The 12,898-nt window shown below is 45.7% G+C and carries 15 protein-coding genes; all 15 read right to left on the bottom strand.

Annotated features, from left to right (window positions below):
- Nucleotides 1–31: 31 nt before the first annotated feature.
- A complete protein-coding gene (spoIID, locus tag AN618_RS03855; RefSeq protein WP_066352381.1) occupies nt 32–1,030 on the bottom strand; it encodes a stage II sporulation protein D in 999 nt (332 codons plus the stop codon).
- A gap of 83 nt (nt 1,031–1,113) precedes the next feature.
- The gene (gene murA / locus AN618_RS03850) at nt 1,114–2,364 is read right to left on the bottom strand and encodes a UDP-N-acetylglucosamine 1-carboxyvinyltransferase (protein WP_066352307.1); all 1,251 of its coding nucleotides are present in this window, start codon (nt 2,362–2,364) and stop codon (nt 1,114–1,116) included.
- A 17-nt stretch (nt 2,365–2,381) separates the two neighbouring features.
- A complete protein-coding gene (locus tag AN618_RS03845) occupies nt 2,382–3,119 on the bottom strand; it encodes a YwmB family TATA-box binding protein (protein ID WP_245628387.1) in 738 nt (245 codons plus the stop codon).
- Between the two features lie 67 nt (nt 3,120–3,186).
- On the bottom strand, nt 3,187–3,444 hold the full coding sequence (locus AN618_RS03840) for a F0F1 ATP synthase subunit delta/epsilon (protein ID WP_066352303.1): 258 nt from the start codon (nt 3,442–3,444) through the stop codon (nt 3,187–3,189).
- Nucleotides 3,441–4,910, bottom strand: coding sequence for a F0F1 ATP synthase subunit beta (gene atpD, locus AN618_RS03835; protein ID WP_245628384.1), 1,470 nt, complete (start codon nt 4,908–4,910; stop codon nt 3,441–3,443). Before atpD ends, AN618_RS03840 begins: the two co-directional genes overlap by 4 nt.
- The gene (locus AN618_RS03830; RefSeq protein ID WP_066352301.1) at nt 4,900–5,724 is read right to left on the bottom strand and encodes a F0F1 ATP synthase subunit gamma; all 825 of its coding nucleotides are present in this window, start codon (nt 5,722–5,724) and stop codon (nt 4,900–4,902) included. The genes atpD and AN618_RS03830 overlap by 11 nt, the downstream gene beginning before the upstream one ends.
- Nucleotides 5,725–5,745: 21 nt before the next feature.
- The gene (gene atpA, locus AN618_RS03825; RefSeq protein WP_066352298.1) at nt 5,746–7,332 is read right to left on the bottom strand and encodes a F0F1 ATP synthase subunit alpha; all 1,587 of its coding nucleotides are present in this window, start codon (nt 7,330–7,332) and stop codon (nt 5,746–5,748) included.
- Nucleotides 7,326–7,856 carry an ATP synthase F1 subunit delta gene (gene atpH / locus AN618_RS03820; RefSeq protein WP_066352296.1) on the bottom strand — a complete coding sequence of 177 codons (531 nt, stop codon included), beginning with the start codon at nt 7,854–7,856 and terminating at the stop codon, nt 7,326–7,328. Before atpH ends, atpA begins: the two co-directional genes overlap by 7 nt.
- Nucleotides 7,844–8,338, bottom strand: a complete 495-nt coding sequence (atpF, locus tag AN618_RS03815) for a F0F1 ATP synthase subunit B (RefSeq protein WP_066352294.1) — start codon at nt 8,336–8,338, stop codon at nt 7,844–7,846. The genes atpH and atpF overlap by 13 nt, the downstream gene beginning before the upstream one ends.
- A gap of 21 nt (nt 8,339–8,359) precedes the next feature.
- Entirely contained in the window at nt 8,360–8,626 is a 267-nt protein-coding gene (gene atpE / locus AN618_RS03810) for an ATP synthase F0 subunit C (protein ID WP_066352292.1), read from the bottom strand.
- Nucleotides 8,627–8,650: 24 nt separating this feature from the next.
- Nucleotides 8,651–9,307: a F0F1 ATP synthase subunit A gene (locus AN618_RS03805; protein ID WP_066352291.1), complete on the bottom strand. Its 657-nt coding sequence runs from the start codon at nt 9,305–9,307 to the stop codon at nt 8,651–8,653.
- Nucleotides 9,286–9,684, bottom strand: coding sequence for an ATP synthase subunit I (locus AN618_RS03800; RefSeq protein WP_157081616.1), 399 nt, complete (start codon nt 9,682–9,684; stop codon nt 9,286–9,288). Before AN618_RS03800 ends, AN618_RS03805 begins: the two co-directional genes overlap by 22 nt.
- 84 nt (nt 9,685–9,768) lie before the next feature.
- Nucleotides 9,769–11,373 carry a gamma-glutamyltransferase gene (gene ggt / locus AN618_RS03795; protein WP_066352289.1) on the bottom strand — a complete coding sequence of 535 codons (1,605 nt, stop codon included), beginning with the start codon at nt 11,371–11,373 and terminating at the stop codon, nt 9,769–9,771.
- A 20-nt stretch (nt 11,374–11,393) separates the two neighbouring features.
- A complete protein-coding gene (locus tag AN618_RS03790; RefSeq protein WP_066352287.1) occupies nt 11,394–12,575 on the bottom strand; it encodes a hypothetical protein in 1,182 nt (393 codons plus the stop codon).
- A gap of 114 nt (nt 12,576–12,689) precedes the next feature.
- Nucleotides 12,690–12,869 (bottom strand): hypothetical protein, encoded by a 180-nt coding sequence (locus AN618_RS13020; protein WP_157081615.1) that lies wholly within the window; start codon nt 12,867–12,869, stop codon nt 12,690–12,692.
- Nucleotides 12,870–12,898 lie beyond the last annotated feature (29 nt).

The following is a 12,898-nucleotide window of genomic DNA, read 5'->3' as shown; positions in this document are numbered from 1 at the left end:
TCGTTCTTATTATGACCAGAATTTTCCTCCATTATGCATCCATTTTTTTGATTTCTACGCCTGTGTAATAATGCTTCAGTATATCTATAAAACTAGCACCTTCTTCAGCCATGGCATTTGCTCCGTACTGGCTGAGGCCAACCCCGTGCCCGTAACCTATGGTGGTAAATTTTATTTTGTCTTTATCTCTTTCCCATTTGAAATTAGTCGAATTAAGCTGGAACAGCTCCCTTATTTCGGTTCCGCTCACTATCCTGTTTCCTATCCGCATCTTTTTTATCCGTCCGCCTTCGCTTCTTTCAACCACTTCCCACTGACCTTCGGGATTTTGTGGGTCTATAGAGATATCAGGCCATTTCTGCCTTATCTTCGAAACAACTTCGCTCACGGGCAGTTGTTTTACCGCGATAAATTTCGGCGATGATTCCTCTCCGGGACTCGTGACACTGCGCAGGTACGGAACAAAATTGCCCCATACATCCTCGGAGTTTTCCGTTTTCCCTCCACTTGTAGAATGAAAAAGAGGATCTATCGGCTCTCCCTGATAAAGGATGACCATCCCGGAGGTACTCTTCACCGCCTGGGATATTTTGCTGTAATAGTGGTAAAATGCAAATATTCCCCATTTTTTCAACATTTGACCGGTACTGATCCAGGCCTGACAGTGTGTGGGATCATCGCATACATCCGCTTCGGGGTGCAGGCTGCACCCCGTCCCTCCTTTGGACCTCATCCTTTTGTAAACATAGGTTCTGGCTGCCACCGCCTGGGCTTTCAATGCCTCGATTTTAAAAGAGGCTGGCATCTCAGCCGCTACCACTCCCTTTACGTATTCTTCCAGCGGGATTTTCTCTATCCTCTTTTTTGAAGTTACGTAAAGCGATACCGTTAATTCCCGAGGTTTTACCATTTGGCTTTCTTCATCGAGTTTTTCGGGCAAAAAACCGCTGCAGCTCCTGACTATAGCTGCAGGTAAAACGATAACCAGCAAAAATATAAAAAAAATAAGGTAATACGCAATACTTTTCATCATATCCCCAGCCCCCTGTTGTCCTTTTTAAATTTTATTTTCTTATTTCAGGGAATATGATGAATCCGAACAAAAAAAGAGCCTCAATCGGCTCTTTCTATTTTCCCACCGAGTCCCTTTATCTTCTCAACGATATTTTCATAGCCTCTGTCTACATGATGGGCGTTTAATACTATCGTCTTGCCTTCGGCTGCAAGACCGGCCAATATCAGCGCGGCCCCCGCTCTAAGGTCCGTTGCTTTCACAGGAGCTCCCGTAAGCTTCTCTACCCCTTCAATAATTGCACTTCTTCCTTCTATCTTAATTTTGGCTCCCATGCGCTTCAATTCCTCGACGTGCATGAACCGGTTTTCAAACACGGTTTCGGTTATCACGCTTATGCCGGTACAAAGGCTGAGATACGCCATCATCTGCGCCTGCATATCGGTTGGAAAACCCGGATACGGCATGGTCTTTACATCCACCGGGCTGGGCCTTCCCTTTCCTACAACCCTCACGCCTTCCTCGCTTTCTTCAAGTTCCGCCCCGCTCTCAACGAGCTTGGCGATAAGGGGCTTTAAGTGTTCCGTCACCACGTTTTCCACAAGCACGTCTCCATTCGTAATGGCACCGGCTATCAAATACGTCCCCGCCTCTATCCGGTCAGGTATTACGGTATATGAAATCCCTCTTAAGCTTTTGGTCCCTTCTATTTTTATGACGTCGGTACCCGCGCCCCTGATATGAGCCCCCATGGAATTCAGGAAGTTTGCAAGGTCCACAATCTCCGGTTCTTTGGCGGCGTTTTCTATGACGGTTTGGCCTTCGGCCATGGCGGCGGCCATCATGATGTTTTCGGTAGCGCCTACGCTGGGAAAGTCAAGGTAAATTATGTTCCCTTTAAGTTTTTCGCATTTAGCTTCCACAAAGCCGTGCCCCATTTCTATTTCGGCTCCAAGGGCGGCAAAACCCTTCAAATGCAAGTCAATAGGCCTGCTCCCTATGGCACATCCACCGGGCAAAGATATCTTCGCCCTTCCGAATCTCGCCAAAAGCGGTCCCATCACCAAAAAAGAAGCCCTCATTTTCCTTACAAGCTCATAAGGGGCCTCGACGGCATTTATATTAGACGAATTTATTTTCAAAGCTCCGTTTTCCTTCTCGCATCCTGCCCCCAGGGCGAGGAGTACCTCCCTCATGACCCTGACATCCTCAAGTTCAGGAACATCCTCTATCGTGCACTCCCCATCCGCGAGGAGCGCTGCAGCCATTACGGGCAAAACGGCATTTTTGGCACTGCTGGCTCTTACAGTTCCTTTAAGGCTTACACCACCTTCTATTATGAAACTCGCCAATCTCTTTCCCCCCGAATCTAATATTCAATCGAAAGAACCGGTACCCCCAACCAGATATAAGTCTTGTCATCTTGGTCACTATCTCTTACGGCTATATTCACGTTGTACTTTTTTCCCATTATTTCAAGGCTATCCGGGATAAGCGGGCTGTAACCAATAAAGTTTTGCATTTCGAGGTCTTCCATCTTCTCCACTTCTTTTATCTTGAGCTCTTCGAGTATTCTCCTTGCAATTTTGTCCTGTTCTATCCGATTAAGTTTACCATAAATAGCCCCAGCAAGGCAAGTGGTAATTCTTGATTGCCCTCCGCTTGATGTAACAGCCCAGGCTACTTTTTGCTTCATATCTTTCAGTTTTCTTACATCACTGCCGGTCACGCTGATCGCCAGATAAGTCTGAGGTTCTTTCTCGAACTCCTCGGGCAATTTTACGGTCTGTACCACTATCCTAACGTAATTTCCATCGTAAAGGAGACTTTCCAGTATAACCACCCTGTACATATTGTCTGATTCCTGGGTCATGGTAAATTTTTCATCTATAGTTTGAAAAATTCGAAAAACGTTTTCTGCGATTTTCTTCATGTCTGAAAACTCCATAAAGTCCCTATTTATTACAGACCAGTCCGCCACATCGAACGATTCAATCTGGACGTTGGTAGCTGTTAAGGCTCTCACCAAAAGGTCTTCCTCAACCATGCTGTATGACGAAAAGGGGCTTACCAGCATAAAAAAAACCGATATGACAAATATTTTCATAAATTTCACAAATATCTCCTCCCGGTTCAGGTTATTCATTAAAGATTATTGCCATAAATTGTATTTTTTATGCTCCGTCCCTTTTGAAATATTCGGTTATGACCGTTGTTTCGCGCGGGAGCACCTTGACCAACCCCGTTCCCACACTATAATATTCTTCAAAATCGTTCCCGAGCACTTTTAACCTTCCTGCTCTCAGGGCTATAATTTCCGGGGCATGCCGGGCAAGCACACCAATGTCGCCCTCAAGCCCCGGCAATATGAGTTTTGTAACGTCATGCTCAACAGAACCGCTGGGAGAAAACATGATAAATCTAAAAGTCACTTTCTATCCCCCTTTATTCTTTCTGCTTTCTCCAAAGCCTCTTCAATAGTTCCTACCATGTAAAAAGCAGACTCCGGAAGATCATCGTATTTCCCCCTTATAATTCCCGCAAAACCCCTTACCGTGTCCCCTCGCTTTACGTACCTGCCTGGAGTGCCCGTAAAGGCCTCGGCCACAAATAAAGGCTGGGTGAGGAACCTTTGAATTTTTCGGGCTCTTGACACCACGAGCTTATCTTCTTCTGAAAGTTCCTCCATGCCGAGAATCGCTATTATATCCTGGAGTTCCCGATACCTTTGCAAAATTTTTCTTACCCCTTCGGCCACCGAATAATGCTCCTCTCCCACTATCCTCGGGTCCAATGCTCTGGATGTGGAATCTAGAGGGTCAACCGCCGGGTAAAATCCGAGCTCCGCCACCTGCCTGGAAAGCACCGTGGTAGCGTCCAGGTGTGCAAAGGCTGTGGCAGGAGCGGGGTCTGTCAAATCGTCAGCCGGTACGTACACCGCCTGAACCGAAGTTATTGCCCCTTTCCTGGTGGAAGTAATCCGCTCTTGCAACATCCCCACATCTTCTGCCAGCGTGGGCTGATAACCTACCGCCGACGGAATCCTGCCGAGGAGCGCCGAAACCTCGGAACCCGCCTGGATGTAACGGAATATATTGTCGATGAACAAAAGCACGTCCTGCCCCAGTTCGTCCCTGAAGTACTCGGCCATGGTAAGCGCAGTCAGTGCCACTCTCATCCTCGCCCCCGGCGGTTCGTTCATCTGACCGAAAACCAGTACCGTCTTGTCAAGGACTCCCGAAGCCCTCATTTCCAACCATAGCTCGTTACCTTCCCTGCTCCTTTCCCCCACCCCCGCGAATACCGAATAACCCTTGTGTTCTATAGCGATGTTCCTTATAAGTTCCATAATAAGTACCGTTTTGCCTACTCCGGCACCGCCAAAAAGACCTATTTTCCCACCCCTGGGATACGGGGCCAGGAGGTCCAGCACCTTTATGCCGGTTTCGAAAATCTCCTCGCGGGTTTCCTGTTCCTCTAAAGGAGGAGCTTTCCTGTGGATGGGCCAGCGTTCTTTTACTTTTACACCCCTTACGTCGTCTATGGGTTCCCCCAGGACGTTGAAAACCCTGCCCAGCACTTCTTTTCCCACCGGCACTTCGATGGGCTTTTTAGTATTCTTCACCTTCATTCCCCGGACGAGGCCATCCGTGCTGGACATGGCAATAGTTCTTACGGTATCATCTCCCAGATGGTGCATAACTTCCAGCACTACCTTCAGGGGTTTATTGACATCGTTATTCCTCGGACCTTCCTGAGGTCTTCCTAAGGATTCGTCTTCAACTACGAGGGCCGTGTGGATGGATGGCAGCTCCCCACCTTCAAAATGCACATCCACCACGGGGCCAACAATCGATACAATCCTTCCGTAAGACTCTTTGATTATTTCACCTTCCAAAGCCTTCCCCTCCACCTAGATTCTCTGCGCCTACTATTTCCGCTATCTCCCTTGTTATCAAAGCTTTTCGTTCCTTGTGAAATTCCAACGTCAGTTCTTCTATAAGGTTGTCCGCATTTTCGGTCGCGGTTTCCATCGCCCTTGTTCTCAAATATTGTTCGCTTAAGAATGAATTCAGTAGAAAGTCATAAACGCATACCTTAAAGTAAAACCTTGCGATATGCCAAAAAAGTTCCCGAGGCTCGGGTTCGAAAGAAAAATAAAAACCCTCTTTTGTTGCCGCTTTAGGTGGAAGAATGCGCTCCGTATGCGGCTTTATGTCGAAGGGGTTTGTAAATCTGGTGTAAGTTACAAAAATTTCTCTTCCACTGATGAAATGCTCAATTGAAAACTCCGCCAGGTCTTCGAGGGCATCCCAATGCAACTTTTTAGAAATTTCTCCCACGTTTAAAGCCACTTCAAATCCTCGTTCTTTAAAAAATTTTTCCGCTTTTTTCCCAACGGTCAGCAATACAGGTTTTCCCAATTCTTGAACTTTATTTTTTGCTTCTTCCAAAACCGACGCATTGTATCCGCCATCAAATCCCCTGTCGCCCGATATAACTATCAAAACGGACCTTTCCTTTATCTCCCAACCTTCAAAGGGAATTAAGGAAACCATTTCTTTCATGCGTTCATATACGGGCCTGAAATTTTCCAATATTTTTTGCGCGTTTTTAAGATGGACGGAAGAAATAAGATGCAGTGCCCCCGTTATTTTTCGTATATTTTTTACGGCAATAATTCTTTTTTTTATTTCCCTTACCGCTGACATTTAATGACACTCCTTACAGCATCACCCGTGAGGAACCACAGCCTTTTCTTTTTCGCCAGCTTCATCACGGAGGACATTTTCTGAAATAACGAATCTCTTTTTGAAATCTTCTAAAGTTCCCTTTATCTTTTCCTCCAGTCCGTCATCCATTTCCTTTTTTTCCCTTATTTCATTAAGCACTTCCTGGCGTGATGTCCTTGCAAATTCCAGCATTTCCCTTTCCCACCGCTTTATATCGGAAGCGGGGACATCATCTAAGTACCCGTGAGTCACCGCATATAAGGAGAGGATTTGTTCTTCAAGATTTTGGGGTTCATACTGGCCCTGCTTTAAAATCTCCACTATTCTTTCTCCCCGGGCAAGTTTTTCCCGGGTCTTTTTGTCAAGTTCCAGGCCGAATCGGGCAAATGCCTCAAGTTCCCTGTACTGAGCAAGCTCCAGCCTCACCCTCCCTGCCACCTGCTTCATGATTTTATACTGAGCTGCTCCCCCCACTCTTGAAACCGAAAGACCTGCATTTATAGCTGGCCTCACGCCCGCATTGAAAAGTTCGCGTTCCAGATAAATTTGCCCGTCGGTAATGGAAATAATGTTGGTTGGAATATAAGCCGATATGTCGCCGGCCACCGTTTCCACTATGGGCAAAGCCGTCATCGTGCCTCCCCCCATCTTTTCGTTAAGGCATGCCGACCTTTCGAGCAGCCGGGCATGCAGGTAAAATATGTCCCCGGGAAATGCTTCCCGTCCCGGCGGTCTTCTTAAAAGCAAGGACACGGCCCTGTAAGCCACGGCGTGCTTTGAAAGGTCGTCGTATACTATTAAGGCGTGTTTGCCGGAGTACATGAACTCTTCGGCTATGGCACATCCCGAAAAAGGCGCTATATACTGAAGGGATGCGCTTTCACTTGCGGGAGCCGCTACAACTACCGTATATTCCATAGCACCCCGTTCTTCTAAAGTTTCGATTATCCGACTCACTTCTGAACTTTTCTGACCTATCGCCACATAAATACAGTAAACACCCTTTCCTTTCTGGTTAAGTATGGCATCCACCGCTATGGCCGTTTTCCCGGTCTGTCTGTCGCCTATTATGAGCTCCCGTTGCCCCCGTCCTACGGGTATCATCGCATCTATGGCTTTAATCCCCGTCATGAGGGGGGTGTTTACCGGTTTTCGCTCTAGTATTCCGGGAGCAGGGTGCTCGATGGGCCTTGTCTTTTTGGTATTTATTGGTCCTTTCCCATCTAGAGGTTCTCCCAATGCGTTAACGACCCGTCCCAACAATTCCTCTCCCACAGGCACCTGTGCTATCCTGCCTGTCTTTCGAACCTCGTCCCCTTCTTTCACCAGTGAATCCGGGCCGAGAAGCACGCATCCCACCGTATCTTTTTCCAGGTTCATAGCAATGCCAAAAATGCCCCTTGGAAACTCTATCAATTCTCCTGCCATGGCCTTATTCAACCCGTATATCCTGGCTATTCCATCGCCGACGCTTATCACGTACCCCGTTTCCTCAACGTCCAATTTTTTTTGGTAATCGAGGATTCTCCGTTCTATTGTCGTTATCAATTCATTTAAATTTAAATCCCGATTTATTTTATCTACCATTCTATCACTGCCTTTATATTTTCAAGACTGGTCCTGATGCTGGCATCGATCACCTGAAAACCCAGCCTGACGACTAGTCCACCTATAATTTCCGGGTTAACTTCTTTTTTCATTATTATTTTCTTCCCATATATTTCCTCGAGTTTATCTTTCAGCGCTTTTTCTTCATCTGGAGTTAATTCTACTGCCGTTATCACCCTTGCTATTCGAGATTCTTCATATTTGCGGCATAAATCCACGTATTCACGAAATACATCCTCAAGAAAACGTTCTAACCCGTCGTCAATCAAAAGGAAAAAGAAGTTCATCATGAGCGGCGATAAAACCCCTGAAAACATTTCGGTCACTACTCTTTTCTTCTCATTTTTTTTAATCTCCGGATGATGAAGAAAATCTCTGAAGGCCTTTGATTCTTTTTTTATCCTTATCACGAGGGAAAGCTGCTCTTTAGAGTCTTCAACCTTATTCATTCTCTTTGCCAAAGAAAAAAAAGCTTTTGCATATGCACCACCTACTGCAGCCATTTTTCCTCACCCAATCTATCGATGGCCGTTTTTATGAGGTGATGATGCTCCTGAGGAGTTAGCCTCTCCTCAATTATTTTTGAGGCCACCTTAATTGAAAGTTCGGCTACTTTTGACTTTATCTCAGCGAGGGCCTTTATTTTTTCGCGTTCGATCTCATCCCGAGCCCTTTCGACGAGAAGCCTTGCCCTTTCCCTTGCTTCTCGTTCCGCTTCTTCCGTTATGACCTTCGCCCGGCTATTCGCAGCTTCGATAATTTCTCGGGCTTCTTGATTTGCTTTTTCAATTTTTTCCCTGTACCTCTCGTAAATGGCCTCCGCTTCTTTAAGCCGTTTTTCGGCTTCTTCAAACCTGCCCCTTATTGTTTCTTCTCTTTTTTTCAGATAATCGCTTAAAGGCCTGAAGAAAAACCTTTTCATGAAATAAAACAATATTGCTACATTCACAAGTTGAAAGATAGCTGTCGGGACGTTAAAGAGCAACAGGCACTCCCTCCCTTAACCTTAAAGCAACCTGACAAGCGGGTTTGCAAAGATGAGTATCAAGGCTATTATCAGGCAATATATGGCACTGGTTTCGGCCACCGCATCGCCTAAAAGCAGCGTCCTAATGATGTCTCCTTGGGCTTCGGGCTGGCGGGCCACCGCTTCCGCCGCCTTCCCTGCGGCTATTCCCTGCCCGATACCGGTACCTAACCCTCCTATCATGGCCATCCCTGCCCCCAAGGCCGAGAAGGCGAGTATCAGAGCTTTACCGTCGATTGCAGGCATAAAATTGACCTCCTTTAATTTTTTCTAATCGGCCGTTGCTATAAACACGGCTGTCAGCATGACGAATATAAAAGCTTGAAGTATCCCAGCGAAAATGTCGAAGTAAAAATGCAAGGGCACGGGAACGAATAATGGAAGGGCAGAATACACGAGATTCATTATAATTAGACCGCCGAGTATATTGCCGAAAAGCCTGAAAGCCATAGATACCGGAGTGGAAAAACTACCTATTACATTCAATGGAAAAAGGGCGGGTGATGGTTCAAAAAAACTTTTTATATACCCTAGAAGACCTTTACGCCCTATGCTTTCCTTTTGTATCAGAAAAAAGGTTATAAAGGCCAGCACCAGGGTCGTTGAAAGGTCCGCAGTAGGCGGTCTTACTCCGAAGAGTCCTGACAGGTTCGACAATAAAAGAAATGCCAGAAGTGTTCCGATATAGGGAATATAAGTGGAAGCAGTCTCGCCCATAGTCTCGTTGAGGACTTCCTCCATCGCCTCGTAAAAAACAGCGCATACCTTTTGCAAGGTCCCTTCTTCTTTGCCCACGCTTTTCCCCGCAAAGTATGAAAAAACCATAAGGATAACCATTACACACCAGGTGACGACTACCGTTTCCGTAATGGGCACTTTATAATCCAGAAACTTGAGGTAAAAAACTACCCGCGGGAAGAACTCCATCTTTTTTGCCTCCACCGGATAGTATTTGACAAGATGGCGATTTTTATCACCATCAAGCCTGTAGCCGACGCAATAAAAAACTTTTCATCACAAATTAAAGCGAAAATTAAAAAGATGCAGGTCACGAAGAATCTCAACAAGAATCCCTTGACAGCAATTAATACCGCCTCCTTTTGCGTTCGGGAAGCAAGCCCTGTAAGTTCTCTGTAAATGAGTAGAAATTTTAAATTTGAAAGAGAGGCCCCTAAAATAAATCCCCTCGCCAGTAAACCATCCTTTTCTAAAAATAGTAAAAATAAGGTAACTACCATCGTCAATACTAAACTCTTTTTTGTTATTTCTAGAAAAGTATTTCTCGCCCGGTCCACTCTTCCCACCCTTTATTATCTTTCTCCCTTCAATCCTTTTTTATTAAAAAAATCCCGCCTCTACAAAAGAGGCGGGATTCAATAATATAATCACTACCAGGCAGCAATATGTCCATCGGTGCGCGGCTCGGTACCTCCAATCAGCACCCCATCTTCTTTCCTCCATATAATTTGTCCTCTTCCGAAATTAATAGAGTCGGTTTCGTACACGACATCGTGACCTTTCCTGGAGAGGGCCTGCGCTATATTTACCGGAAAGCCCGGTTCCACGTGTACGGTTTTCCCCTTAACCCACTGCCACCTTGGAGCATCAAGGGCATCCTGGGGATTTAAATGGAAGTTTATCATATTGACAATGATTTGCAGATGTCCCTGGGGCTGCATGAATCCCCCCATGACTCCGAAGGGACCGATGGCCTTGCCGTCTTTCGTCAAAAAGCCGGGAATTATGGTGTGGTAAGGTTTTTTGCCCGGTGCTATGCAGTTTACGTGGCCTTCCTCAAGGCTGAAATTGTTTCCTCTGTTGTGCAAAGCAATCCCCGTGTCGGGCACCACAAGCCCTGAACCAAATCCCATATAATTGCTCTGAATGTACGAAACCATATTCCCTTCGCCGTCGGCGGTTGCAAGGTAGACAGTTCCTCCTTTTGGCATCTTCCCGGCTTCGGGCATCAATGCTTCCTCAGTTATTAATTTTCTCCTTTCTTTCGCATATTCTTTACTCAACAGGTCTTTTACCGACACCTTCATAAATCTAGGGTCTGCAACGTACTTTTTAGCGTCAGCAAAGGCAAGTTTTATTGACTCAATCTGCTTGTGGTACGTATCTACCGTTTCTTTTGCGTCAAATTCCATCTCATTCAGGATATTTAGGGCCATAAGCACCGTAACGCCCTGACCGTTTGGCGGAATCTCCCATACATCGTATCCTCGGTAATTTACGCCTATGGGTTCTACCCACTCCGGTTCGTAGGAAGCCAGGTCCTCCTTCCTGATGAATCCACCGTATTTTCTCGAAAATGCATCGATTTTATCGGCCAATTCCCCTTTATAAAAGGATTCTGCATTGGTTTCCGCAATGGAAATAAGGGTCTTTGCATGGGCTTTCGACTTCCATATCTCCCCGGCTTTCACGGGCTTCCCATCGGGGCAAAAAGTTTCGAACCAGGGTTTGAACTCTTCACCTTCAAGCTTTGCGAATGTATCGTAAGCTTTTTTCCAGAGTTTTGCTACGTTTACCGAGACCGGATATCCTTCTTCGGCATACTTGATGGCCGGCTCCAAAACTTCTTTAAGATGAAGCTTGCCAAACCTCTTCGAAAGCGCAGCCCAAGCCGCGGGAATCCCCGGAACCGTAACGGGTATAAAGCCGTATTTTGGAATTTCCTTTATTCCCATTTCGCGCAGTTTTTCCGCTGAAATTTCTTTCGGTGCCGGCCCGCTGGCATTGAGGCCATAGAGATTTCCTTCAAACCATACTATCGCAAAAGCATCCCCGCCTATCCCATTGCCGGTAGGCTCGACTACTGTAAGGCACGCAGCTGTAGCAATGGCGGCATCCACAGCATTTCCGCCTTTTCGTAAAATCTCAAGTCCCGCTTGAGCAGCAAGGGGCTGGGAAGTCGCAACCATACCCCTTTTGGCCATAACCACGTTTCTCCGGGAAGGATAATTGTATTGGAGTAAGTCAAATTCCATATATAGCACCTCCCTTTTAATTAAAGAAACTTCACGAAAATACCCGCTACCACGATCGACAATGTGGTTACAGATGCAAAACCCGCTACCACGTAAGCGGGCATTATTTTACTGAGGATGAGTTCCCTTTCTTCTTCGTTTTTTGCAACAGCCGTGGCTATTTCGTTCGCAATCAAGTAAGTTGCGGGAAAACCTAACAGCTGGGCCATGGAAATTCCAACCGCCAAATTTTTCGAGCCGACGATTTTCCACAAGGGCAACAAATAAATAAAGATAAATATTCCTATTAGCACCACTGCAAAAATAAATGCAGTCTGTAAGCTGAGTTTTGCAAGGTCCAAGATGTTTATGTCCGCCAATGAAGGTATTATGCTTGCAAAAATAGCCATTTGCAATAAACCGGCGGAATTACCTTTTTCCAATATTTTAGGCGGGACAAGACCGATGTATCCCATAATTGCACCTAGCAGCAAAGCCCAAATTGAGTAATTAACCGGAGTTAAGCTTTCGAGAAACCTAGACAGCCAGGCAAAAAAGGCCGTAACTCCCAGGCAAGTAAAAGGAGTAAAGTATTTATCATATTTTTGATAAAAGAATTTTACATCTTTATTTTTCTGTCTATTTTCACGACCTTCATCCACAGATGATGCTCCTTTTTCAATCAACCCCCCGCGGTACTTTTCAATAAGGATATTAGCCTCTTTCAATCCAAAAATTGATGCCGGCGGTGTCCCCACGAATTTTTGCACGGCGTATATAATTGCTCCGAGAGCCGCAGCCTGCGACAACCCTTTCGCCATTGCTCCTTCGGTCATTATTTGGGTTGCCACAATACCACCGTTAATTATCGGAATACTCACAATAACCGATTCTTTTCCTATTATAGGAAGCACAGCAAAAATTGAGATCGCAGCTACCCCCATTGCTATTATAGACAATACGACCGTTCTCCATTCCTTAATCAGTTCTTTAAAATTTATCATGGTCCCCATGTGAAAAATAATGAATGGCGATGCCCATTTAGCTATCTGACTAAGCCCAGCCTGTTCTATAATATTTTTTGGAAAAATACCTGTTAAAAATCCAATCAAAAACAGCATCAATGCCACAAATACCGACGACAGCTTGGCCCTGGTCCCTACTCCCAAGATATCTCCAATGGCAAAGACAGCAAGACATAGGAACAAACCGAAAAAACTCAATTGACCTACCCCCTTTAAATCTGTAATGATTGTCTTATTTTCAATTAATATTTGCCGGCTACAACTTTTATGCCTATTTTTAGATGAGTAAAGGGGGTAATTTAATATGAAAGGCTAGTTACTGTCAGGTATCAAGTAGGAAAGGGTGAGTAACACCCTTCCCCTCACCCACCACCGGATATGCGGGTCCGCATCCGGCCAGTTCACCAAGCTTGACAAAGTCTCTGATAGCGTTCGATTAAGCTCGTCAGGCCCTCGCCTGCAGTGGACTTTCACCACCGAGTTAACGCCCATGCCAGGCGCACATAGAAAAGGCAGCTTCT

The sequence above is a fragment of the Fervidicola ferrireducens genome, from assembly GCF_001562425.1.
GTDB classification, from domain to species: Bacteria; Bacillota; Thermosediminibacteria; order Thermosediminibacterales; family Thermosediminibacteraceae; genus Fervidicola; species Fervidicola ferrireducens.
The sequence above is the reverse complement of the archived record's forward strand: the minus strand, read 5'-3'. Positions and strand labels throughout refer to the sequence as shown.